The following is a 22,548-nucleotide window of genomic DNA, read 5'->3' as shown; positions in this document are numbered from 1 at the left end:
CGGCTGGCTATCCGGCCACTCAGTGCCGACGGAAAGTTCGGAATTTTCTTTGCCGCACATCAGATCGCAGCGATTGACCTGCGCGACCCCAAAACTGTCAACTATGTCCCCGAACACGTGTAAGCTATGTCTCCGGGCTGAACACCTCGGAACCGATGACCTCGCGTACTACTTTGCACGATACGCCAAGCTCGCGGCAGATCGCCTTGACCGGTTGACCATGAACAAAATAGGCGCGACGGATCTTCGCAATCGTCGACACCACCAGCACCCCAACCGCGGCTTCCATCACTTGTTCGAAGCCGCGGCGGCCCTTGCCGCGGAGGGCATCGATCCGAAACAGATGTTTGTTGGAAGGAAACAATACGCCTTGATCAGATGGACAGGCGCATCGGCCACGGCAGCGCAGCTCGCGAAAACAAAACTGGCGTCTTATGAAGCCACCTCACTTGAAACTCTTGATTCCATCTTAAGATTGTATTCTATTACCACACAATTGAAAGGTGAGGGCACTCGCCGTACAAAGGACTCCAACGGAAACTGAACCGTGAGTCAACGCTGGCGCCCATCGCTAGAGCCAAGCAATAGAGCCCGTTTCTGCAGCGGGCTTTCGATCTGCGTTGAGTTTTGGACGAGCCTTCTCGGAATGGTCTGGCAGATGCGCCCTCGCCTCCCCCCGTTGAACGCGCTTCGCGCCTTCGAAGCAGCAGCTCGCAACCTCAGTGTCACGAAAGCAGCCGACGAGCTCTGCGTAACGCCAGCTGCAGTGACGCAGCAGCTCAAGATTCTGGAAGACGCACTTGGTCGTCGCCTGATCCGCCGCGTTGGCCGCGGCGTAGAGCTGACAGAAAACGGCCAGCAACTCTTTCCCGTACTTTGCCGAACATTTTCAGATATTTCGTCGGCAGTCACAGGGCTGACGTCGCATAGCGCGTTGAAACTTAGAACCAGCTTTCTGGCGACCGTCGCACAGAGATGGCTGGCGCCGAGGTTGATCGGCTTTCGGCAACAGTTTCCGGATATCGCCGTCGCCGTCTCAACGTCGTTCCGCCTGGTCGATTTTACGAGAGAGGATATCGATGTCGCCTTGCGGCTAGGCTACGGATCCTGGCCGGGGCTCCATTCGACGTTCGTGATGAACGAAGAGCTGTTCCCCGTTTGCTCGCCCACCCTGCTTCGCGAAGCCGCACTTCCTGCTGGATCAGACCTGCTTCGTCGCCATTCACTGGTCCATACCATCGTTCGGCCGACGGACTGGCAAGCTTGGCAGGTCGAGGCCGGACTCGAGGATTTCGATACCACTTCAGGATTTCATTGCGAAAATTCTGCGCTCGCGCTCGAGATGGCCGAATATGGGTTGGGACTTGCCATCGGCCGAACGCCGCTGGTCATCTCTGCACTCGCATCAGGACGACTGATGGCGCCATTTGCGGCGCGCCTCTCGAATCCAATGTCCTACTATCTGGTCTGTCAGGACACCGCCGCGCGGCGCCCCGAGATCGCACGCTTTCGCGACTGGATCGTAAATGAAGGTATCGAAACGATGGAGGCGATCAAGAAATACATCCGGCGATCCCATCCCTAGGTCAACGCGCTATTCAATCACTTGTTTTCAGAGCTGCACAAGGAGAGCCGTGCCGTAGTCCGCCATCGCGCGATCCCAATTCACATCCATGTGTGCAGCCATGACCTGGAGATCGCACCAGTGGCGCTGCACCGGGTGCGTCTGCGCGATGACGGAAGTTCCAAGCTGGGACATCAGCTGTTGCACGGCGTTCATGCATGAGCGGGTCAGCCTGGCCCGGTCGCGCTTGATCGCTGCGTAGTCTCTATCGGAGAGATCGCGGCCGTTGCAGCCCGCCTCATGCAGTCTCGATAAAATGCTGCGATACAAAAGCCGTGCGCATTCGATATCGGCGATGATCTCGCCGGCGCGCATGGCAGACGCCCATTGGTTCCCGTTTGGCTGCCGTCCATGCCGCTCTCGCATGATCGCAAGTCCCGCCGCCACCGCTCCCTCCGCACAGCCGAGCAGAGGACCGACGATCACGCTGGTCAGATAGGGAATAAGAGAAACCGACTGCAAGTAGTGACCGCCGCGTTCCGCCGAACGCCCGAGAACATTGTCCAGCGGCTGCGCCCAGCTTTCTGAAAGCGAACGATCGCGGATAATGATGTCGCGCGACCCGGTCCCTGCCATTCCGATGGCCTGCCAATCATCGCCGATCTCGATGTCGATGGCTGGCAGCAGCGCCATAACCGTCCGGGCGTCGCGTCGAGACGGATGCAGGCATGAGCCGGACACGATCACCCATGTCGCATAGTCCACACCGGAGCCGAGCCGCCAGCGACCATCGACCCGATATGCGCCACCGTCCCGCGATATTCCGCCGGCCGCCGTCGCCGATCCTGTCGTGACAAGTTGACGAGCTCCGCCGCGGAAGACCGCGTTCAACGCCTCCGCTGGAAATCGCGATACGATCTGAATGTGTCCTCCAACGAGGCCCACGATCCATGCTGTCGAAGGGCACGCGCGCGCCGCGAGCCTTGCAACTTCTGCAAGGACAGGCCAATCCAATTCAAGGCCGCCGAAACGCTTCGGCATCGCGAGCTGAAGCAATCCGGCGTCGAACAGCTCATCGACGGACTCGCGCGGCAGCTTCCCAAGCCTGCGGGCTTCCTCCGCACGTTTGTGCCATCGTGGCAACAACGCCTCGACGCTCGCATAGAGCGTCGCGAGCGACGGCTGGTCCGCTCCCCAATAGACCGTCCCGTCCAGCCTATCCATGCGCACGCTCCAGCACCTTTCGCAACATTGGCCGCTCGAAGACGAACTGATCTTCAATCAAGGGCGGGCCGAGAAGGCGGACGAACTCCTCGATGCGCTGCCCGTCGTTCGAGGCGACGAACTCGTAGAAATTCGTGCTATTCCACAACAGATAGCAGTGCGAGAAGTGTCGTCCAATCGAGCTCACGAGCTCGTCGAGGAGAACCTCCCCCTCATACATGCGCAGCAGCATCTGCTGCCGTTTCCACTCGATCTCTTCGAGCGTAAAATAATGCGCCTTGTGCTGTTCGTCCTTGACGCGTTCCCGTCGTTCGTACTCGAGGCGGTCGGTGTGATTGAGCTTTTCGAGAAAGAAGACCAGCCCATCGTTCCTGAGCATGCGACAGCCCTGCTCGATCTGGAAATCGCGGTCTTTGCCGTAAAACTGAAAGGCGGCGGTTTCGTAGATATAATCAAAGCCGCCGTGGAAATCCTCGTCGTCCACCAGCGTGCGAAGTACGTCCTGGTCGAGCTTCAGGAACGACATCGGAACGAATCTCGACAGGGCCGGATCGGCAAAGCGATCAAAATGCTCCTCGTTCGCCTTGTTCGGAGAACAAGTCAGTGTCTTGACGGCGCCGCCGGAAAACGCGGCAAGCGTCCGCGCGTTGGAGCCATCGAAGGCATCGATCTCATAAAGCAGGCAGGGCCGACCGCTGCTTTCGGCCCGAGGTCTCGACAGACGGCTGAGCGCCACGCCCACGCGCGACATTTCCTCGAGGATGCCTGGAATGCTGGCGAGGAAATGCGAGAACAGTGGTCCTGCCTTCGGTACCAGCCGGTCGTGATACTCCAGCACGTCCTCATCCGCTATCCAGTTGCGGATCCGCGTTAGCACCGGCTGCCGCGGCACTTGTACCGCTCCGGTCGCCAACTGCTCGAATTGCCGCGCCAATCGGATCATCGAAGATTGCTGAAGATAGGCGTCGACGTCGGTCGCAGGTCGATTGGTCATGCCCGAAGACCTCCACTGATGCTGGGCCGAGGATGAAGATGAGGATAGGGATCAGGACAATGCGCGGGTCGCGGTTTTTCCCGACGCGGTCCGCGGCAGCGCCGGTACGAATTCCACGAAGGCGGGCACCATGTGCCAATCGAGATGCATCGTGCAGTACTCGAGCAGTTCGTGGCTCGTGATGGACGTCGCCTGCTCCGCAACGATCAATGCCTTGGGGAGATGTCCGACGGTTTCGTCGGCGACGGGGACTACGGCGGCTTCCGAAACCGCGGGGTGGGTTATGAGCAATTGCTCGATCTCTCGCGGATTGACCTTGAACCCACTCCGCGCAAAGGCGTCGTCCTTCCTTGCGACGTAATAGAGATACCCCTGGCCATCGACGCGGAACAGGTCGCCCGTCAGGAACACCCGAGCTTCACTGGCCACCCCCTCAATCATTCGGTCAGAGGTCTCTTCCGGCATGTTCCAATATTTCTGCATCAGCAAATCGCCGGCAACACCGAGCTCGCCGACCTGCCCCGGCTCGATCACGAGGGAGCGATCCTCGGCAAACAGATAGGTCCGCACGCCGGGAATGGCCCGGCCGACCGACTGCGGCCGTTGATCGATCTCGTCGGGCGGCAGAAACGAGACACGCTTGCACTCCGTGAGCCCATAGTTGGAGAAGATCTGGACGCTCGGCCACGCCTTTCGCAAGCGGCGGATATGCTTCACCGGCAGGGCCTGCCCGCTCGTGGAGATATAACGCAGCGATCTCGGCGCGCGCCTTCCCAGCGCAGTCGCCTTTAACAGGTGGAAGATGAAGGGAGGAAACACCTGCAGCCCAGTCACGCCGTGCGCGTCGATGAGATCGATGATCTCATCGGGGTCGTCCGGCAACGCCCGCTCGACGAGCGCGGTCCCTCCGAACATGAGCGGCATCATCACATTATAGAAGCCGTAGTCGGAGCCCAAGGTCGAATAGCTCAGAACCACATCCTCGGATGTGTTCTCAAGATATCCGGTCACCGATTTGAACGCAGCGATCATATTCTTGTGATTGACGGCGACGCCCTTCGGGCGCGACGTCGAGCCCGACGTATAGAAGATGACTGAAATATCCTCTTCCTGCACCTCCCGGCAAAACGAGCAGTCGCGTTCTGGCACGGCAGCAGAAAAATCATCTTTACAACTATAGATTGTATAATCTAGCTGGCGCTCCCGCAATTCGGCCGCCCGATCGGTGATCACCGCACAAGCACCGGAGTCCCGAAGCTCGAACATCAGCTTTCGGAGCCCGAAGGTGTGATGAACTCCCACGAGGACCGCACCGGCCTTGAAGATGCCGAGAACAACACCGAGCAAACGAATGGAAATCACACCATAGATTGCGATCCTGTCTCCAGCACGGATGCCGTCATCCACGAGGCGACCGGCGATCTGATTGCCGATATCATCTAGCTCGCGATAGGTCGCGCGCGCGCCATCGATCTTCACCGCGATCTTCTCTGGATAGTCTCGAACACTGCGTTCAATATAGTGGTGGAAAAGGCACACTCTGAAGCTCCCGCAACCTCTGGATGAGTTTTTATAACAAAGAGTCGCAGCTCGTGGTAGGAGAATTCCGCTACACGTCGTGTTGTGCAAAATGACTGAGGAAACATGTTTGTACGCGATCTCGAAGAAGTCGAAAAAACAGGCAGGTTCGTCGAGTGGGGAAATGGCACGAGCCACCGGCTATTGACGGCGAGCGATGAAATGGGTTTCGCCGTATGCCACACCGTCGTTCGCGCAGGTACAGTATCAAGGCTGCAATACCGATCTCACCTGGAAGCATGCTATTGCATTGCGGGGGAAGGTGAAGTCGAGGACATGCAAGGCAATGTGTATCGGCTCCGCCCGGGCAGCATCTATGTTCTCAACGAACATGACGAACACTATCTGCGCGGCGGCCCGACGCAGGATCTGGTGCTGGTAAGCGTGTTCAATCCGCCGCTCGCCGGCCACGAGCAGCACAATCTCGACGCAGACAGCGGATCGTCTTACTGAGGCGGTTCATCAGCTGGTTGGGGTTGCTCGTTGGAACTGAAGCATCAAGCCTTCTTCTACTCTCTTTTCCTCTCACGGCTCGCGGACCAGATCCTTCTGTTTCTGGTCCCGCTGGTCATTTTCCAGTTGACCGGCAGCGTCGCCTGGTCGGGAGCGGCATTCCTGCTCGAGACGTTGCCACGCTACTTGTCGTTTCCGATCTGCGGGGTGCTGTGCGATCGAAAATCCCCTTTGGCGCTGCTGCACATTAGTCAGCAGCTTCGTGCCGTGGCCTGCTTCGCAGGCATGACCGCTTACGCGGGCTTCGGCGGAGTCGGCTGGCTGATCGGGATATCTGTGGCCTGCGGCGTTCTGACGACGCAGGGGCTGATGGCGCGCGAGGTTTTGCTGCCTCAAGTCTTTCATCGGCACAGGTTCGAGAAGGTCGCCTCCTACACCCAGATTGCCGATCAGCTCGGCATGGTGCTCGGGCCGCTGGTCGCCGCCGGCCTTCTCAAGCTATGGTCCTGGGAATACGTGGTGATCTCGACGACCGCCCTGTTCATGGCGGCTGACGGCGCCATGATCATCTGGCAGCGATTCGTCCGGCCGACATTGGCCGAACCGACGCCGGCGCCAAGCGGTTGGACACTGCCGCTGAAAACCGCACTGCGGCACGTCATCGGACGACCGGGCCTGGTGGAGACCGTCCTTCTCGCAGCGGCCGTCAACCTCATCATTGGCGTGACCCTCGCAACGTCAGCGGCGATGGTGACCGGTGTCCACGGAGAAACAGACTCCTATTACGCCGTTCTTCAGGCCGCAGGCGCGATTGCCACCGTGGTCATCTTGTTCGCCACCGCGCATGCGCCCGCGTCCTTGCAGGTCTTGGGCGTCATCAGCTATGCGATGATCTTTGCCGGCGGTGCCGTCTCCGGACTGGCTTCCCACGCCCACGTCTACGCGCTCGGCTTCGTTCTCGTTGTCGGTTTCGACAAGATGTTCAGTGTCTTCATTCGCAGCCTGCGCATGAAGATCATTCCCCGGGAAGATCTCGGCAAGACGACGGGCCTCATCATCATGCTGAACAACCTGTCCCAACCTCTCGCCGGCCTCCTGGTCAGCGTGTTCGCTGGCCATTACGGCGCAGGCACCGTCATTGTCGCGCTGTCTCTCTTCATGGGCCTGCTCGGCCCGCTGGTCGCGGCGATCTGGCTTCGCCGGTCCGCCCGAACGGTCAAGCTGGACCAACGATGATGTCCCCGCCGCGTCATCGACCTTGGCGGGGGCTCGGCGCCGACACCGAAGCTGCCGCCGTTGACGCAGGCGCGCGTTTGCTGCCCGATTGCGCCAGATGCTCAACGAGCATCTTGGTCACGGTCGAGAGCCCGGCAGGATCGCGGGTCACGATCTTCAATTCCCGATAGGCCCAGTCATCTCTGAGCTGGACCGCCTTGATGCCCATGCCTGAAGCCAACACTTCGAACGCCCGATCCGGGATCAACCCGACACCCAGGCCACACTGCACCATCCGACAAATGGCATCAAAGCTCGGTACGTTGATCCGCAGATTGACCGCCTTTCCAGCCTCGGCGGCTGCCGCGCGCGAACGGGTGTAGATCGCGCTGTCGGCGTGGAAGCCGATATGATCAAAATCCAGGCTTTCCACGAAATCGATCGATGCCCGATCGGCCAGCGGATGATCTTGCGGCACCGCCAGCGCAAGCCGGTCGACGCGATAGGGACGCGCAAAGAGGTCACGGCTGTTGGTCGTGGACACACAGATCCCCACTTCCGCATACCCCTCCTCGACGGCCTTGACGACACCCGCACTCAGTCTTTCCTCAAGGTGGATCTTGACCAGCCTGTGGGTCGCGAAGAAGGCCGGCAGGTCGTCAGGGAGGAATTCGACGATGGCCGACACGTTCGCGAGCATCCGGATGTGGCCCCTGATGCCCATGCGGTATTCGTCGAGCTCCGCCCCCATCTTCTCGACGCTCGTCAGCATCGATCGCGCGTGATGCAGCAGGGATTCCCCGGCGGGAGCCAGCATCATGCCCTTGGAGTGCCGGACAAAGAGGTCGGTTCCAAGCGCCTCTTCAAGCTCCGCAAGGCGCTTGCTCACCGCGCTCATGGCAATGTTTTCCCGCGACGCCGCGCGCGTCAGCGTCCCCTCCTCGCACACCGCGACGAAGAGCTGGAGCGACGTCAGATCGATACGCCGGATGAGATTGTTGATTTGTCGCATCAGTCCTTCAATTCCCGTGGGCCATGAGCGATCCTCCCGACGATCTCCGCCCCCCCGCGCAGCCAGTGCGCGGCACTACCGTAAGTAAGCCTGACCCACCACACCCCGGTCAAGGTCGAAGGAGACCGTAAATCCCTCCTGGGCGTGAGTGATCTTCGATGTCCGATGTCTCGCCGTAGCGGCCGGCGGACCTTCGTCGAACGCGAAGGGTGCCTTGCCTAAAAAGCGTTGGCGCTCTCCGGCAGGGCTCATCATCCTGCCGCCACCTGGGAGTCAGTGAGACGGACTATGGCCGGAATCTCCGAAAGACATGACCTCGCAATCTCGCGGCCGCTCGGGCCTGCGCCGGAGGCGCCCGGCCCCGGCGCGTCAACGACGACCGTGTCCAGGACACACAATATTGTCGGCGTAGCGCTGGCGGCGATCGGGGCGGTGGCGTTTTCCCTTCGCGCGATATTCGTCAAGCTCGCCTATGAGGACATGAGCGATCCTGTGACGCTGCTGGCCCTGAGAATGATCTTCTCACTGCCCTTCTTCGTCATTGCGGTTGTCCTGTATCGGGGGCCTTCCGGCGGCCGGACGCTTCCGTCAATCACCGCACACGACGCGATGGCGCTCGCCGCCCTGGGCTTCGTCGGCTACTATCTGTCAAGCTTCCTCGACATGATCGGGCTGCAATATGTCGCCGCCGGCGTCGGCCGGCTGATCCTGTTCGTGTATCCGACCATCGTGGTGGTGATCTCCTCGGTCGTCCTCAGGAAGCCGATTACCCGGCGCGAGCTGATCGCGCTGGCGATTACATATATCGGTGTCGCGCTGGTTCTTTCGGGGCAGCTCGACAAGAGCAGTGAAAATTTCTGGCTCGGTGCGCTGCTCGTCATGCTGAGCGCGGTGAGTTTCTCGGTCTATCTCGTTGGAAGCGGCGAAGTCGTGCCGAGGCTCGGTTCGATACGCTTCACGGCCTATGCCACGACCACGGCCAGCGTGTATTGCATCGTTCAGTTCATGGCACTCCGCCCGCTGAGCGCGCTCGTGCTGCCCACCCGGGTCTACCTGCTCGCCCTCTGCATGGCGCTGTTCAGTACCGTGATGCCGGTCTTCATGATGGCCGAGGCGCTGCGCCGGATCGGCGCAAGCCGCGTCGCGATGATCAGCGCCCTCGGTCCTGTGGCCACCGTCGTTTCAGGATATCTAGGGCTGGACGAGAGGATGTCGCCGATTCAGTCGGCCGGCGGCCTGCTGGTCGTGGTCGGCGTGCTCATCGTTGCCGCCCAGGCCCGTGCCATGGACAAGAAATAGCCGATCATCCAGGACGGCCGCAGCACATGCTGCTCAGGGGATGAGAAGTGTCTTTCCGACCGTCTTGCGGCTGTGAAGATCACGGTGCGCCTGGGCCGCCTCCACCAAGGGAAGGGTCTGGCTGATCCTCGGCTTGATGGTTCCTCGCGAGACGGCAGCCATCAGCTCCGCAGCAGACGCCACGAGATCCTCGCGACGTGCGATGTACGTCCAAAGCGTCGGCCGCGTCAGATATAGCGAGCCCTTTTCGGCGAGAATTCGCGTCTCGAAGGGCCCGATCGCCCCGGAGGATTGGCCGAACGAGACCAGCAGCCCGAACGGCTGAAGGCAATCCATCGAGCTCACGAAGGTATCGCGACCAACCGAGTCGTAGACGACGCGTAACTTTGCACCCTTGGTGATATCGCAAACACGCTCGACCAGATTCTCGCTCCGATACAGGATCGTATGGGTGCATCCGTTGGCGCGTGCGAGCTCGGCCTTCTCTTCCGTGCCTACGGTTCCAATGACGGTCGCACCGACACTTGCCGCCCACTGGCAGAGAATGAGACCGACACCGCCGGCGGCGGCGTGCACCAGGATCGTGTCGCCGGGATGCACGGAATAGGCGCGCCAAAGCAGATAGTGCGCGGTCATGCCCTGAAGCGCGATGGCGGCGGCTTGATGATCGGTGATGTCATCGGGCACCTTCACCAGCCGCTCAGCGGGAACGTTGCGCAGTCGGGCGTAGGCGCCCAGGCTTGCAATCGCGTAGACGACGCGATCTCCGGGCCGCAGACCGGCCACCCCTTCTCCGAGGCATTCGACGATCCCCGCGGCTTCGAAGCCGATGCCGCTGGGCAGCGGCGTCTTGTAGAGCCCGGTGCGGTAGTAAGTATCGACATAGTTCAGGCCGATGGCGGTCTGCCGCAATCTCACCTGGCCCGGCCCTGGCGGATCGAGCCTCGACTGCTCCACCGAGAGCACCTCCGGTCCCCCGGTTTGACGAATGAGGACGACCTCCGTGTCCTCGGCGAGCGCGTCGGTGCGGCCCGCAATCTTCGACGGCATCGCGGTCATCGGTACTCCCCTGTCCCGTACTGCAGATTCGTGTCGCCGCCAGGCCAGGCCTGCTGCGCCGACTGGCGCCGAAATCGTTCGCGCCAGCGGAGCAGCGCGGCCGGATTGCGGATGTGCAGCGGATCCCGCCCCTGGATCACACGCATGACGTTCTCAACCGCCGTCGGGGCGAGCGAGGCGAACAGCTCCCGCGTACAGCCCACGGTATGCTCGGTGAGGATGACATTCTCCAGGCCGCGAAGCGGATGATCTGCAGGGGGAGGCTCCGTCTCAAAGACGTCGATGGCCGCGCCGGCGATCCGTCCGGCAGAAAGCGCCTGCGCCAGCGCCGCCTCGTCGACGATGCCGCCGCGCGAGGTGTTGATGATGCAGGCCTCGCGCTTCATCCGCGCGAACTCCGCGGGTCCGAGCAACCCGCGCGTCTCGGCGGTCAACGGCAAGTGAACGCTGACGACGTCGCTGCGCGCCAGCAATTCGTCAAGCTCCACGAAGCGCACGCCGGCGACCGGCGTATCATCCGGATGTCTGTCATAGGCGAGAATCTCGGTGCCCCAGCCGTACAGACGTCGCGTGACGGAGCGCGCGATGCGGCCGAACCCGATCAGCCCGATGGTCCTGCCGGACACCATGCGCGCCGACAGGTCATCCGCCCGCGCACGGGCGGACCGCAAGGCGAACTGGCGCTGCTTGCGCGGCAGGTCCAGCAGGAGAGCCGCAATGAGCATCACGGTCGCTTCTGCCAGGCTTTCGACGTTTTCGTCCGTCGCGCCGTTTGCGACGATGATGCCACGGTCGGTGGCCGCCGGCAGATCGATCGAATCCGTGCCTATCGAGGCGAAGACAACACCGTGTAGCCGCGGCGCGACCTCGAGCATCGAAGCATCGATGATGGTCCGCGAACTGATCAGGAGCACAGATACCGCCTCGAAGTATCGTCGGGCGGTCGGAAGCTCGTAGCGCGTGCGGTGTGGCGGCGGTTCGCTGTGCCCGCGGATAACATGGCAACCTGCCGCTCCCAAGGCTACAGCCGCGTGGTCCAAGGTGTCGCCGAGAACCCGGTCGCTCCCAACGAACACCGTGACGCCAGCTACTCGGGCTTGCGCCGGCTCAGACAACACGACGGACACGTGATTCGTCTCCACGAATGGCAAAATCGACGGCGGCACCGACAAATGCCTCCAGCGCCTCCTCGCTCATCCATGCCATGTGCGGCGAGAGCAGGACGTTGTCGGTCTGGAGCCAGGGCGATCCCGGTCCGATCGGCTCATCATCAAAAACGTCGAGTGCCGCACCGGCGATCCGACGCGCGCTCAACGCCTGCCGCAATGCTTCCCCATCCACGAGACCCGCGCGGGCGGTGTTGATCAGAAACGCCGTGGGTCGCATCTGATCAATCAATCGCGCATCGAACAGGCCTTTCGTCGTCGGGCTCAGTCTCATATGCAGACTGATCACGTCACTGCCGGCTGCGAGCTCGTCCAGCTCTGTTCGCCGGACACCAAGCTCCGCGGCTCGTCCATCCGTTAGCGACGGGCTCCAGGCGAGAACCCGCGCGGAGAACGCCTTACACAGGTCCGCGACACGGCTTCCGACGCGGCCCAGTCCGACGATACCGACCGTCTTGCCGAACAGCCCCCGGCCGAAGGTCGCATGCCATCGTCCGGACCTGAGCTCCAGGCACCCATCCGTCATCTGCCTGCCAAGAGCAAGCGCCAGCGCGATCGTGTATTCGGCAACCGAGGCCGACGCCAGTCCGGGGGTCTCGTAGACCGCCATGTTCCTGCGTCTGGCGGCTTCGAGATCGACGCTCGCGCCGATCGGGCCCGCCACAATAATCCGCTTGGCCGACGACGCCTCGAGCACCCCGGCAGACAGCGGGCGCGCCGAGAAGAACAGGAGCACCGTTGTCACGTCGGCGATCCGCCGCGCCAGCGCATCGGCGTCCTCCGGACGGTCGTGATGGATGAACACGCTGGCCTGCCCCTCCAGGTGTCGCCGAAAAGCGGCTTCAATGACTGGGTTGCCGCCGCAATCCGGAACGGCGATGTCGACGCGGCGATCGTGCAGAAGCGACCCGGATACGGCAAGACGTCGTCCGTCGGTCATCTCTGCAACTCCTCGACTGGAATAGCGCAAGCCGCAAGCCAATCCCAATAGCTCTTCTGTTGCCGGCTGAACTCGATATAGTGATGCGTCGTTGCGAAGACCGTTTCACGATAGGGCCCGATCAGCTTGCCGAGCCAACGGCGCGCAACGGCGAGATCGATGATCGGATCGCACTCCGGCGCGGCGAGGAAGGTGGGCACTCTTAGCGTCGCTCCGGTCTCTGCGTATGCGTCTTCGAGATGCACCAGCGTTGACCGCGTGCTGTCCGTAACCTCGCGAAGCATCAGGGTATCCGCCGACATGAAGCGCAGATAGACCTCCTCCTCCGTGTAGTCCTCGTCCTTGAGCGTGACCGCGGATCGGCTAAGGCCTCTGCACGCGCGGAAGCGGCCGAGCTTCTCCGGATCATGGCGAGCCCGCTGCTGCCCCAGCGCAGGCGCGCAGAAAATCAATGCCTCCGCGCGCAACTGCCCACTGGTGCATAATCCTGCGAGAACGCTGCCGCCCAGGCTCTGGCCCAGCATCGCCAGCGGCGCATCCGGCACCACTTCCCGCGCGGCCTTTATACCCATCAGATAGTCCGACAGCAGAAGCTCGAGCGTGGCGACGTGACCACGCTCGCCGCCACTCCGTCCCGATCCGCGACGGTCCAGCGCGACAACTGCCACGTCCCTGGCCGCCAGTTGCGGCCCGGTCTCGAACAACCATCCGGCATGGCTCTGGATGCCGTGGATGTAGAACAGGGCAGCTCGGGGCTCGGCAGGCGCCCAGTAATGTAGGGCAAGCTCAGTGCCATCCACCGCCCGTATCCACTTGATCGCCGTCCCCTCCATCTCAGACGCCTCAGGCTGCGGGAGTCGAAGCTGCGGCAACGTCCTTCACTGGAAAGCTCGGATATTCGCCGGCCTCCCACCGCCGAATCATTCCGTCCGCGACGACCTGTGCGAACTCACGCCGCCCTGGCAACGGCAGCTTCTGACCCGCAAGCATCGCGCGGGCATCCTCCCAGGATTTCCGCCATGCTCCTGCATCGACCACGGCAGAACCGGGGTCTGCCTTGCTGCGTACGCGGATGTTCGGGAACCACGGCCGATCGGTCGGTTGATGCGCCGGGTAGTAGCGGAAGTCGAAGCTCCAGCGCACCTGTGCCGTCTTGTTCAACCTGGAGCCATGCGGCGCCTTCTTGTGCAACAGCACGATATCACCGAACTTGACTGGCAACGGGATGCTGTTCTTCTCAAGACGATCGATCAGCGCGGCGTCCATCGGCCAAGGCAGCAACGCGTCGTCATTGTGTTCGCCCCCCACGACAGCCAAGCATCCGTTTTCCTCGTCGACGTCGGTCGTCGGAATCCAGACCGTCAGCACGGTCGTTTCGTTTGACTGCGGGAGCTGGCCCATCGCGTCCTGGTGCCAGAGGGTCGGCGCGTAGATCGTCTCGCCCTTCCGGCCGCCGAACTGCTGGACCTCTCGCGCCGGCAGCTTGATCCGGCAATGCTGATTCGGGCTTGCGTTGATCTCGGATCCGAGAATGCACTCGACGATATCCAGCACCTTCGGATTCTGGAGTAGCGACAACACGCCGGGGCCGACATGAAACTCGCTGTCATCCTGGATGAACGAGAACGGCATGTGCGGCAACGTGATATCGAGCTCGGCAAGCAGCGTAAGCGGAAATCCCGGAAGCTCGACCAGCCGCCTGAGGTGCTCCTGGAACGGCAGCCCGCTATGATCCTCACCGCCCGAGAACAGTCCCTTTGCACGCCACGTCCTGACCCGCTCCCGCAGCAGCTCGTCGTACTCACGTCTCACGGGAACGAAATCTGCCTCATCCAGAACACCTCGGACAACCAGATATCCCTGCTCCTGGAAGCGAGCGACGTCGGCTGCGTCTAGCGCAGGCGTGCGCGAACCTGATACGGTCATCGTGGCCAACTCCATCTATGGATCGATTCACGTCGATGACGGGATGAACGAGCCTGCCCCGTCGAGCAGCATGCCAATATCGCGAAGGATCTTCAGCCCCGAGGCGTCGCGCTGAAGCCAATGATGCTTGACCTGCGCCGAAGCCACTCCACCGCTGATCTTGTGCTCGGCAAGCCTCGCGAAGGCGCCGGGGACCAGCTTGACTATCGTCAACGGCGCCAGCCGGCCGCTGGACAACTTGTCGCCATATTCCAGATTGACGCTACTGAGCGCTGCATCGATGCGCGTTGCCAGTGTCGCTTGCATGAGCTCGAGCTTCGGCGACCACTCGAGCGCGACAGCGTAGTGAGGCGGCGTGCCCCAGACCGGGAAGCAGCAGAAGTTCGGCGTCTCGGCCGACCCAGATTCGATCGTACGCGACACCGCCGAGAACACATCAGCTTCGGTCAGCTTTTCGCCGGTGAACGAACTACATGCGCCGCTTCTTCCGACGAATTCGAGCCTCGGCACCGCCCCAACCCAGCCCACAACGCGATACACGTCGCCGACGTCATACCGATAGAGACCGTTGGCCTGGGTCATCACGAGCCTGTAGCAGCACCCGACCTCCAGTTCCTCGAAAGTCAGCGTTCCGGCACTTTCCGACGGAGCGACGTTCTCCAAAATATCGTCGACCGGAACGAACTCGTAGAGACCCTGGGTCACCGCGAGAGGGCCGGCACTGCGGTGCATGTCGACCGGGAGCGTAACGATGCCTTCGGTGCCCGTCGTGCTGAAGGGAAGCCGCGTGGCATCGGGGATCAGGCGATCGAGCCAATTCTCGTAGAGTTGCGCCGACGCGCTGTTCCAGCAGACGATGAGCGACAGATTGGGCCAGAGATCCGAGAGAAGCAATTCACCGCCGCGCAATTTGAGCTGCCCTTCCAGGCGTCGCGCGAGGTCCTGACCGCCCGCAGCAGAGGCGCTGCCCCTGACGTCACGGATCAGCTGCGTTGCGAATTGGCGCAACGTCTCTGCCAACATGATAATCTTGCTCGGGTTCACCGAAACGATCAGACGCACGTCACAGAATGCCTGCATGCGCAGCCGCTGATAGAGCCGCTCGGCATACCCGTCTGGGTCGCTCTCGCATGAGAACCAGGGCGCGCCGTACCATGGCGGCAACCAGTCGGATTCCCCGAGCGGCTCCGGCCGCTGCGTAATGCTGTAGACGGGAAATCCCTGAATGCTCTGCCTCGCGGTCTGCGGCTCCCATGACAGATCCAGTACGTTCTCGACCTTCGGCGTATCCAACCGGAGCATCCTGAAATAGAGGCCCCATTGCGCGTAGAGCGCCGGTCCGCGATAGGCGAGCCGCCAATGCCGTGTCGTCGGAACCAGCTTTTCTTGGCCGGTGGTTCCTGACGTCTTCAGGAACGCATAGGGATCGTCCCGCGTAAGTACCTTTCGCTCTCGGGAAAGCTGTCGATCGATATACCCCCTGAGCTGGCCGTAACTGCGGATCGGCACCGCCCGCCTGAACTCATTGAAGCTGCACACACCTGCGAGCGCGTGCTCCCGCTCGAATGCCGTTCCAGTCAGTTCGCGCAACACATCGTGGAAGACGGTCCCAACGGTCGCATGCGGAGATTGACAGATCAGGCGCTGACGATCGAGCGCCGCCTCACTCTGTGCGCAAAAGCGGGCCATGCGGCTCACGTCGTCGGCGGCACCTCCGACGCTCGTCGTTCGGACGGCGGCCGTTCCACCATGCTGGATGCGGGAAACACGACTCTGTTCTGTGGAGAGGTCCTGCATGATGTCCGACCTATTTTCATTTGTAGATCATCGACGTCTCGCTGGGATTGATACTGACGGCTCGCGCAAAGCGTCAATTTAGATTTCCTGTCGCGGTTCCAGAAATTCTAAAACGACCTTCGTTTCGGAATTTGGCAATGTCCTGGTCTCAGCGGATCGGACGGATGCAATGATACAGTTGATGGACGTCTACGCGATTGCGATGCCGATGCGCCGGGCATTCGTTCATGCAACCATGGCACGCCACGAGAGCGACGGCATTCTTGTCTGCGTCGACGTCGATGGCGTAACCGGCTATGGCGAAGCAGCTCCTCGTCCCTATGTCACTGGCGAAACCACCGCGACCGTTCTGAAGGCCCTCGCCTCTTGCGCATTGAACGAACTCGATGCGCAGATCGACTGGCGTTCGCTTCAGACCGTCGTCGCAAGCCTGAAGGCTCTGGCGCTGCCGAAGATGCTATCCGTCGGTGGTCGGCTGTCGCCCGCTGCAGCCTGCGCCTTGGAGACCGCCCTTCTCGACGTGGCCTGCCGACTCCACGGCCGACCGATGGCTTCTGCATTGCACGCCGCGGGCCTCGGCGAAGACATGTTACGACCCGTGCCTTGCGCCGTTTCAGCCGCTCTGGTCGTCGACCTCTCGACCTCTCCGGAGGAGATGGTCGCGCGCGAGTTCGCGCTCGCGAACGGCATCAAGCACGTCAAGCTGAAAGTCGGAGCGGATGGCGATCAGGCAGTGGAACGCGTGAGACGGTTTCGCGACCTGATTGCGCCATCGATCTCGCTTTCGGTGGATGTGAACGCGGCTTGGACCCTGCCACAGGCGATTGCCGCCTGCCGGCAGTTGCAGGGTCATGGCGTGGCATGGCTCGAGGAACCGCTGCGGCCCAGGGACTGGGCGGGCCTCCGGCAATTGCGCGAAGAGGCTGGGATCCCTTTGATGCTGGATGAATCATTCGTGGACGAGAACGATCTCGCCACGGCGATCGACCAGCGCGCCTGCGACCTCGTCAATATCCGCGTGTCGAAATGTGGTGGCCCACTTCGAGCGGCAGGCCTGGCCGATACGGCGTTTCATTCCGGCCTCGGCTATCAGATCGGCGTCCAGGTTGGCGAACATGGTCCGCTCTGGGCCGCGGGACGCGCGCTCGCGACATCGCTACGCAACGCCAGCGCGTGCGAGGTTGGGCGCGCAGACGAATGGTTTCCTCGCGACACGACGATCCCACCCTTCCCGATCGATCGCAAAACCTATCTTGCGCCGCCACTGTATGGCCACGGACACGGTCTCGTTCCGGGACCGGCGTTGTGGGCGCACGCAAGGCACGCCTTTTCGCATGTCGCGACAACACCTCGTTCCGCTCTCGTCGAGGCAGAACGGCGCGTCACAACTTGGAACGCTGAGGCTCGGGGATGACGACATCGTTGATCGAACACAAAATGGCCCTGGTCACCGGTGCGGGCGCCGGCATCGGCGCAGAGGTCGCGCGCCGCCTTGCAGATGCGGGAGCGCGGCTCCTGCTGGTCGACAAGGACACGACCGCACTCAACTCCATTCGCCGTCAAATCGGCGATCACCGTGCCGCGTGCCTGCCGATCGACGTCACCGATATCGCAGCCGTCAGCGACGCCATCCAATGTCTCTCGGACGCACAGCGTCCGGACATCCTCGTGAATGCCGTCGGAGGAGATGCGAACTCCATCCTGCTTGCGGACCTCGATGAAACGTACCTGGAGACCTCGATGAGACACAATCTGACGAGCGCCTTCACCATGACGCGTCTATGTGCGCCAGCGATGCGTCAGCGACGGTGGGGTCGCATCGTCAACTTTGCATCGATCGCCGGCCGCACCTACTCCTACTTCAGCAACGCCGCCTATGTCGCGGCAAAGGCGGCCGTCATCGGGCTCACCAAGCAAACGGCCTATGAGCTTGCCCCCGACGGCGTCTGCGTCAATGCAGTCGCGCACGGCCCGATCGCCACCGACCGCATCCAGGCAGCCTGGGCGAAGCATAGCCCTGAACGGCGGCGAGCGATGACCGAACGCATTCCGATCGGGCGACTGGGCACTGTGGACGAGGCAGCTGCCGTTGTGATCCATCTGTGTTCGCATGAGGCGGGTTACACCACCGGGACGGTGATCGACATCAATGGGGGGCTGTTCATATGAACTGGACGACCACGGAACGAACGACGACGGCCGAGCGGGTCGCCGGCCCATCAGCGGACTACGGGTTGGGCGGCAAGGTCATCATCGTCACCGGCGCCAGCCAAGGCATCGGCCGCGCCGCCGCGCTGGCATTCGCGGCCTGCGGAGCTCGTGTCGTCCTGGCGGGACGGCAGACCGGCTCCTGCGAACAGGCGTTGGCCGCGCTACCGCCAGATCAAACGATGATCGTGCCGACCGACGTGCGAGACGAGCAGAGCGTCGCGCGTCTCGTCGACATGACCGTCCGCCGGTTTGGTCGGCTGGACGCTGCGTTCAACAACGCAGGCACGTTCGGCAATTTCGTTCCGCTGCACGAGGACGATAGCGACAATTTCGATCAGGTCGTCGGGACCAATCTGCGCGGAACATGGCTTTGCACCAAGCATGAGATTCGCGCGATGCTGGAGTCAGGCGGTGGCGCGATCGTCAATTGCGCATCGGTCGCGGGGCATATCGGACACGCCCAGAGTGCCATTTACAGCGCAACCAAACATGGCGTCATCGGCCTCAGCAAGTCGGCCGCACTTCAATACGCGCGCCGCGGCATTCGGGTCAACGCAGTGAGCCCTGGCAGCACGGACACGCCGATGCTCAGGAGCATCTACCCGACCGAGGAGCAACTGAGCGCTCGCGGATCACGCGCGCCACTCGGCCGGATCGGACAACCGGACGAGATCGCACAGGCTGTTCTCTGGCTCTGCTCTCCCATGGCTTCCTATGTGACAGGGCAGACCGTGGTGGTCGATGGCGGCGTAACGGCCGGCCAGGCCTTGGTGGCCGAACGCAAATAGCAGCCGGGAACGCATATCAATGGAGGAAGCACCGAATGTCAGTCATCCTGGGCAGCGGCGATTTCCGCTACATGGTCACCGAGGGGTGGGGCGAACTGCCGGACGGCTGGTCTTATGGCGACGTAGCCGCGGTCGGCGTCGACCAGAAGGATCACGTCTACGTCTTCAACCGCGGCGCGCATCCCGTGATCGTCTATGATCAGGACGGCCGGTTTCTCCGGTCCTGGGGTGAAGGCCTGTTCTCGCGTCCGCATGGGCTGCACATGGGACCGGACGACACGATTTTCCTGACCGACGACGGCGATCATACCATCAGACAGTGCACGTTGGATGGGAAGGTTATGCTCACGATCGGAATTCCGATGCGGCCGTCCCCTTACATGAGTGGAGAGCCGTTCCATCGTTGTACGCACACGGCTCACTCGCCGAACGGCGACATCTACGTGTCCGACGGCTACGGCAACGCATGCTGCCACAAGTTCTCGCCATCGGGGAAACACCTCATGTCATGGGGAGAATCCGGCAGCGACCCGGGTCAGTTCAACATCGTGCACAACATCTGCTGCGACGCGGAGGGATGGGTCTATGTTGCGGATCGGGAGAATCACCGAATCCAAGTGTTCGATGCGAACGGTCGCTACGAGACTCAATGGAACAATCTCCATCGTCCATGCGGACTTTACATGCCGCCGGGAAAGAAGCAGCTCTGCTACGTTGGTGAGCTCGGCCCCTCGCTTCCTGTCAACAAGAATGCTCCGAATCTCGGACCCCGCGTGACCATCGTCGACAACCGTGGCGGGACTGTCGTCCGGCTCGGCCATTTGCATGCCGGCGAAGCGCCCGGTCAGTTCATCGCACCGCATGGTGTTGCGGTCGATTCTCACGGAGACATCTACGTTGCCGAGGTGTCGAATGCGGTCTGGCCGTCCATCAAGCCGCCACTCGAGCCGCCGCGGGAGCTGCGCTGCCTGCAGAAGCTGACCAAGCTTTCCTCTTAGCTGGAATGCGTGCAGTTTTCTCCTCCATTGAGGCACAGCGGCTATTTTGCCGGTTGGCAAACAAGCGCGCTCCGCACAGATGGGCGATATCAGCCGCTGCCGGCAACTCAGGTCAAGGTGCCGGCTGTCTGCGAAGGGGCACGTCTCCGCATTTGAATCTGTGAGTTCATCGTGAGTCCCCGGCGACGGCCGCCTTGCGCCGGAGCTGACGCTTGTTGAAGCCATAGGACTAGTCCTGGAACTAGTCCTATGGCCAAAGCGGAAGTGGAAGTGATCACGTCGGAGCGGCGACGGCGGCATTGGTCGCGGGCCGACAAGGAGCGTGTCGTTGCTGCAGCGCTTCAGCCGGGCGCGACGATCCTACGAGTGGCGCGAGCGTTCGGGGTGCATTCCAGCCAAGTGTTCCGCTGGCGCCAGCAGCTGTGCGGGAAGGAGACGCCGCCGCCCGGCTTTGCCGCCGTGACGATCACTGCCGATCCGCACGCGCCGGCTGCCCGTACGCAGGGGCTGATCGAGGTCGAGATCGGGGCGGAGGCGAAGATCCGGATCAGCGGCGCGGCGGATGCCGCGACGGTGACGGCGGTGATCGCGGCGCTTCGGGCGGGCTCGCGATGACGATCCCGATCCTCTCCGGCACCCAGGTCTGGCTGGCGACCGGCCATACCGACATGCGCAAGGGCTTCGACGGTCTTGCGCTGCTGGTCCAGGAGACGCTGAATCGCGATCCGCATGGCGGCCATCTGTTCGTGTTCCGTGGCCGCAGCGGCGGGCTGATCAAGATGCTGTGGCACGACGGCCAGGGCATGTGCCTGTTCGCCAAGCGGCTGGAGCGCGGCCGATTCATCTGGCCACAGCCCGTGGATGGAGCGGTGGCGATCACGCCGGCACAGCTCGGCTATCTGCTCGAAGGTATCGACTGGCGTCATCCGCAGCGGACGTGGCGGCCGGAAGCCGTTGGCTGAGCGCTTGAACGTGACGAGGCTGATGCACGCAGGACGGAGCTGTGATTCCATCTCCTGCGATGATCACAGCCGATTCACTCCCCGATGATGTCGCGACGCTGAAGGCGCTGGTGCTCGCTGGCCAGGCCGCGCTCACCGAGGCGACGACGGCCCAACTCGCGGCAGAAGCCAAGGCGTGCAATCTGGAAGCCGAGGTCCGTGCCCGGGCGCTGCTGATCGAGCAGATGAAGTTCACGATCGCCAAGCTCAGGCACGAGCAGTACGGGCCGTCGTCGGAGCGCGCGTCGGTGCTCGAGCAGCTCGAGCTCGAACTCGCCGATCTCGAGGAGGCCGAGGATGAGGCTGCGGCGCAGATGGCAGCCGAGCGGGCCAAGGCCGAGAGGGTCGACGTACGTCCGTTCGAGCGGCGGCGCCCGGCACGGCGGCCGTTGCCCGAGCACTTGCCGCGCGAGCGCATCGTGCATCCTGCGCCGGCCTATTGCCCGTGCTGCGGCGGCGACAGGCTGCGCAAGATCCGCGAGGACGTGAGCGAGACGCTGGAGCTCGTGCCACGGCAGTGGAAGGTGATCCAGCATGTCCGTGAGAAGTTCTCCTGCCGCGCCTGCGAGGCGATCACGCAGCCGCCGGCACCGTTCCATCCGATCGCGCGCGGACGCGCGGGACTGCGCCTGCTGGCGCACATCCTGTTCGCCAAATACGGGCCGCACCTGCCGCTCACCCGACAGAGCACGACCTTTGCGCATGAGGGTGTGGCGCTCGACGTCTCCACGCTCGCCGACTGGCTCGGTGCAGCGGCTGCGACCTTGATGCCGCTGGTCGATGCGATCAAGGTGCACCTGCTCGCAGGTGAGCGCATCCATGCCGACGACACCACGGTGCCAGTTCTCGCCAAGGACAAGACGCGCACCGGCTGGGTGTGGACCTATGTCCGCGACGATCGTCCCTTTGCCGGGCACGCGCCGCCAGCAGCTGTATTCTACCGTACCGGCGCACATCCCGAGACGCATCTTGCCGGCTATGCCGGGCTGATGCAGGCTGCATCGGCCAAGGCTCCGAGATACGACGGCGCAACACGATTGATCGGTCAACCCACACTCCGAGTCGCAGATCCTGCACTCGTCGCGTAGCTCAACCGAGTTCTTCGCCGGAGTTCGCTAGACTACGATCAGTGCCGAAATCGCCTTTGACTTTGCTGACAAAAAGCTCGATTGCGGCACTCAGCTCGACCGAACGGCACGGTTGAACCCAAGCCATATCAAGGGCTTGGTGTTCAACCGGCGAGCCACTTTTATCTTGCCGGGAGTAATCGGGCGCTTCTCCGCCTTCTGCTCCGACATGATCGTCTCCTCTGCTTGATATTAT

Annotated in this window: 22 protein-coding genes and 2 pseudogenes; 12 read left to right on the top strand and 12 right to left on the bottom strand. The window is 62.3% G+C overall.

Annotated features, from left to right (window positions below; all coding sequences use genetic code 11):
• Positions 1–123, top strand: a pseudogene (locus QW863_RS35600) (IS481 family transposase); the annotation flags it as partial.
• A gap of 1 nt (position 124) precedes the next feature.
• Here QW863_RS35600 and QW863_RS35595 read toward each other — a convergent pair.
• On the bottom strand, positions 125–364 hold the full coding sequence (locus tag QW863_RS35595) for a hypothetical protein (RefSeq protein ID WP_315718598.1): 240 nt from the start codon (positions 362–364) through the stop codon (positions 125–127).
• Between the two features lie 282 nt (positions 365–646).
• Between QW863_RS35595 and gcvA the strand changes: the two genes are divergently transcribed.
• The gene (gene gcvA / locus QW863_RS35590) at positions 647–1,585 is read left to right on the top strand and encodes a transcriptional regulator GcvA (protein ID WP_315718596.1); all 939 of its coding nucleotides are present in this window, start codon (positions 647–649) and stop codon (positions 1,583–1,585) included.
• 27 nt (positions 1,586–1,612) lie between these two features.
• On the opposite strand, the gene QW863_RS35585 is transcribed toward gcvA, so the two are convergent.
• The 3 genes from QW863_RS35585 to QW863_RS35575 are packed head-to-tail and all read right to left on the bottom strand — an operon-like array spanning position 1,613 to position 5,321.
• Positions 1,613–2,788, bottom strand: coding sequence for an acyl-CoA dehydrogenase family protein (locus QW863_RS35585; protein WP_315718595.1), 1,176 nt, complete (start codon positions 2,786–2,788; stop codon positions 1,613–1,615).
• Positions 2,781–3,782 carry a hypothetical protein gene (locus QW863_RS35580; protein ID WP_315718594.1) on the bottom strand — a complete coding sequence of 334 codons (1,002 nt, stop codon included), beginning with the start codon at positions 3,780–3,782 and terminating at the stop codon, positions 2,781–2,783. The genes QW863_RS35585 and QW863_RS35580 overlap by 8 nt, the downstream gene beginning before the upstream one ends.
• Before the next feature lie 51 nt (positions 3,783–3,833).
• Positions 3,834–5,321 (bottom strand): class I adenylate-forming enzyme family protein, encoded by a 1,488-nt coding sequence (locus tag QW863_RS35575; RefSeq protein WP_315718593.1) that lies wholly within the window; start codon positions 5,319–5,321, stop codon positions 3,834–3,836.
• 105 nt (positions 5,322–5,426) lie between these two features.
• Here QW863_RS35575 and QW863_RS35570 point away from each other — a divergent pair, with 105 nt between their 5' ends.
• On the top strand, positions 5,427–5,813 hold the full coding sequence (locus QW863_RS35570; protein ID WP_315718592.1) for an ectoine synthase: 387 nt from the start codon (positions 5,427–5,429) through the stop codon (positions 5,811–5,813).
• Positions 5,814–5,843: 30 nt separating this feature from the next.
• Positions 5,844–7,049 carry an MFS transporter gene (locus QW863_RS35565; protein ID WP_315718591.1) on the top strand — a complete coding sequence of 402 codons (1,206 nt, stop codon included), beginning with the start codon at positions 5,844–5,846 and terminating at the stop codon, positions 7,047–7,049.
• Between the two features lie 13 nt (positions 7,050–7,062).
• Here QW863_RS35565 and QW863_RS35560 read toward each other — a convergent pair whose 3' ends face one another.
• Positions 7,063–8,040, bottom strand: a complete 978-nt coding sequence (locus QW863_RS35560) for a LysR family transcriptional regulator (protein ID WP_315718590.1) — start codon at positions 8,038–8,040, stop codon at positions 7,063–7,065.
• A gap of 288 nt (positions 8,041–8,328) precedes the next feature.
• Here QW863_RS35560 and QW863_RS35555 point away from each other — a divergent pair, with 288 nt between their 5' ends.
• Entirely contained in the window at positions 8,329–9,339 is a 1,011-nt protein-coding gene (locus QW863_RS35555) for a DMT family transporter (protein ID WP_315718589.1), read from the top strand.
• A gap of 33 nt (positions 9,340–9,372) precedes the next feature.
• Here the strand turns inward: QW863_RS35555 and QW863_RS35550 are convergent, their stop codons facing one another.
• The 6 genes from QW863_RS35550 to QW863_RS35525 are packed head-to-tail and all read right to left on the bottom strand — an operon-like array spanning position 9,373 to position 16,227.
• Positions 9,373–10,389: a quinone oxidoreductase gene (locus QW863_RS35550; RefSeq protein WP_315718597.1), complete on the bottom strand. Its 1,017-nt coding sequence runs from the start codon at positions 10,387–10,389 to the stop codon at positions 9,373–9,375.
• 5 nt (positions 10,390–10,394) lie between these two features.
• Complete coding sequence (locus QW863_RS35545) at positions 10,395–11,525, bottom strand: 2-hydroxyacid dehydrogenase (protein ID WP_315718588.1); 1,131 nt, start codon at positions 11,523–11,525, stop codon at positions 10,395–10,397.
• On the bottom strand, positions 11,506–12,504 hold the full coding sequence (locus tag QW863_RS35540) for an NAD(P)-dependent oxidoreductase (protein ID WP_315718587.1): 999 nt from the start codon (positions 12,502–12,504) through the stop codon (positions 11,506–11,508). Before QW863_RS35540 ends, QW863_RS35545 begins: the two co-directional genes overlap by 20 nt.
• Positions 12,501–13,337, bottom strand: coding sequence for an alpha/beta hydrolase (locus QW863_RS35535; RefSeq protein WP_315718586.1), 837 nt, complete (start codon positions 13,335–13,337; stop codon positions 12,501–12,503). Before QW863_RS35535 ends, QW863_RS35540 begins: the two co-directional genes overlap by 4 nt.
• A gap of 10 nt (positions 13,338–13,347) precedes the next feature.
• Positions 13,348–14,430 (bottom strand): phytanoyl-CoA dioxygenase family protein, encoded by a 1,083-nt coding sequence (locus tag QW863_RS35530; RefSeq protein WP_315718585.1) that lies wholly within the window; start codon positions 14,428–14,430, stop codon positions 13,348–13,350.
• 27 nt (positions 14,431–14,457) lie between these two features.
• Positions 14,458–16,227 (bottom strand): GH3 auxin-responsive promoter family protein, encoded by a 1,770-nt coding sequence (locus tag QW863_RS35525; RefSeq protein WP_315718584.1) that lies wholly within the window; start codon positions 16,225–16,227, stop codon positions 14,458–14,460.
• A 181-nt stretch (positions 16,228–16,408) separates the two neighbouring features.
• Between QW863_RS35525 and QW863_RS35520 the strand changes: the two genes are divergently transcribed.
• From QW863_RS35520 to tnpC, 7 genes and pseudogenes are all read left to right on the top strand, one after another.
• A complete protein-coding gene (locus tag QW863_RS35520; protein ID WP_315718583.1) occupies positions 16,409–17,641 on the top strand; it encodes an enolase C-terminal domain-like protein in 1,233 nt (410 codons plus the stop codon).
• Positions 17,638–18,396 (top strand): SDR family NAD(P)-dependent oxidoreductase, encoded by a 759-nt coding sequence (locus tag QW863_RS35515; protein ID WP_315718582.1) that lies wholly within the window; start codon positions 17,638–17,640, stop codon positions 18,394–18,396. Before QW863_RS35520 ends, QW863_RS35515 begins: the two co-directional genes overlap by 4 nt.
• The gene (locus tag QW863_RS35510) at positions 18,393–19,226 is read left to right on the top strand and encodes an SDR family NAD(P)-dependent oxidoreductase (RefSeq protein ID WP_172179946.1); all 834 of its coding nucleotides are present in this window, start codon (positions 18,393–18,395) and stop codon (positions 19,224–19,226) included. Before QW863_RS35515 ends, QW863_RS35510 begins: the two co-directional genes overlap by 4 nt.
• 35 nt (positions 19,227–19,261) lie before the next feature.
• Positions 19,262–20,224, top strand: a complete 963-nt coding sequence (locus QW863_RS35505) for a peptidyl-alpha-hydroxyglycine alpha-amidating lyase family protein (RefSeq protein ID WP_172179944.1) — start codon at positions 19,262–19,264, stop codon at positions 20,222–20,224.
• Between the two features lie 249 nt (positions 20,225–20,473).
• Positions 20,474–20,839: an IS66-like element accessory protein TnpA gene (gene tnpA / locus QW863_RS35500; protein WP_315718581.1), complete on the top strand. Its 366-nt coding sequence runs from the start codon at positions 20,474–20,476 to the stop codon at positions 20,837–20,839.
• Positions 20,836–21,186, top strand: a complete 351-nt coding sequence (gene tnpB, locus QW863_RS35495; protein ID WP_315718580.1) for an IS66 family insertion sequence element accessory protein TnpB — start codon at positions 20,836–20,838, stop codon at positions 21,184–21,186. Before tnpA ends, tnpB begins: the two co-directional genes overlap by 4 nt.
• Positions 21,187–21,227: 41 nt before the next feature.
• Positions 21,228–22,223 (top strand): annotated as a pseudogene (gene tnpC, locus QW863_RS35490) (IS66 family transposase); the annotation flags it as partial.
• 91 nt (positions 22,224–22,314) lie between these two features.
• Here tnpC and QW863_RS35485 read toward each other — a convergent pair.
• The coding region (locus tag QW863_RS35485) for a hypothetical protein (protein ID WP_315718578.1) at positions 22,315–22,548 on the bottom strand (234 nt) is incomplete at its 5' end.

This window comes from Bradyrhizobium sp. SZCCHNR1017 (genome assembly GCF_032381375.1).
Taxonomy (GTDB): domain Bacteria; phylum Pseudomonadota; class Alphaproteobacteria; order Rhizobiales; family Xanthobacteraceae; genus Bradyrhizobium.
Note: the sequence above shows the minus strand (reverse complement) of the source record. Positions and strands in the feature narration are given on the sequence as shown.

Excerpts from the sequence above, each read along its gene's own strand:
- gcvA (WP_315718596.1), top strand. The coding sequence starts at position 647 with ATGGTCTGGCAGATGCGCCCTCGCCTCCCCCCGTTGAACGCGCTTCGC.
- QW863_RS35585 (WP_315718595.1), bottom strand. The coding sequence starts at position 2,788 with ATGGATAGGCTGGACGGGACGGTCTATTGGGGAGCGGACCAGCCGTCG.
- QW863_RS35580 (WP_315718594.1), bottom strand. The coding sequence starts at position 3,782 with ATGACCAATCGACCTGCGACCGACGTCGACGCCTATCTTCAGCAATCT.
- QW863_RS35570 (WP_315718592.1), top strand. The coding sequence starts at position 5,427 with ATGTTTGTACGCGATCTCGAAGAAGTCGAAAAAACAGGCAGGTTCGTC.
- QW863_RS35560 (WP_315718590.1), bottom strand. The coding sequence starts at position 8,040 with ATGCGACAAATCAACAATCTCATCCGGCGTATCGATCTGACGTCGCTC.
- QW863_RS35555 (WP_315718589.1), top strand. The coding sequence starts at position 8,329 with ATGGCCGGAATCTCCGAAAGACATGACCTCGCAATCTCGCGGCCGCTC.
- QW863_RS35550 (WP_315718597.1), bottom strand. The coding sequence starts at position 10,389 with ATGCCGTCGAAGATTGCGGGCCGCACCGACGCGCTCGCCGAGGACACG.
- QW863_RS35540 (WP_315718587.1), bottom strand. The coding sequence starts at position 12,504 with ATGACCGACGGACGACGTCTTGCCGTATCCGGGTCGCTTCTGCACGAT.
- QW863_RS35535 (WP_315718586.1), bottom strand. The coding sequence starts at position 13,337 with ATGGAGGGGACGGCGATCAAGTGGATACGGGCGGTGGATGGCACTGAG.
- QW863_RS35530 (WP_315718585.1), bottom strand. The coding sequence starts at position 14,430 with ATGACCGTATCAGGTTCGCGCACGCCTGCGCTAGACGCAGCCGACGTC.
- QW863_RS35525 (WP_315718584.1), bottom strand. The coding sequence starts at position 16,227 with ATGCAGGACCTCTCCACAGAACAGAGTCGTGTTTCCCGCATCCAGCAT.
- QW863_RS35520 (WP_315718583.1), top strand. The coding sequence starts at position 16,409 with ATGGACGTCTACGCGATTGCGATGCCGATGCGCCGGGCATTCGTTCAT.
- QW863_RS35515 (WP_315718582.1), top strand. The coding sequence starts at position 17,638 with ATGACGACATCGTTGATCGAACACAAAATGGCCCTGGTCACCGGTGCG.
- QW863_RS35510 (WP_172179946.1), top strand. The coding sequence starts at position 18,393 with ATGAACTGGACGACCACGGAACGAACGACGACGGCCGAGCGGGTCGCC.
- QW863_RS35505 (WP_172179944.1), top strand. The coding sequence starts at position 19,262 with ATGTCAGTCATCCTGGGCAGCGGCGATTTCCGCTACATGGTCACCGAG.
- tnpA (WP_315718581.1), top strand. The coding sequence starts at position 20,474 with ATGGCCAAAGCGGAAGTGGAAGTGATCACGTCGGAGCGGCGACGGCGG.
- tnpB (WP_315718580.1), top strand. The coding sequence starts at position 20,836 with ATGACGATCCCGATCCTCTCCGGCACCCAGGTCTGGCTGGCGACCGGC.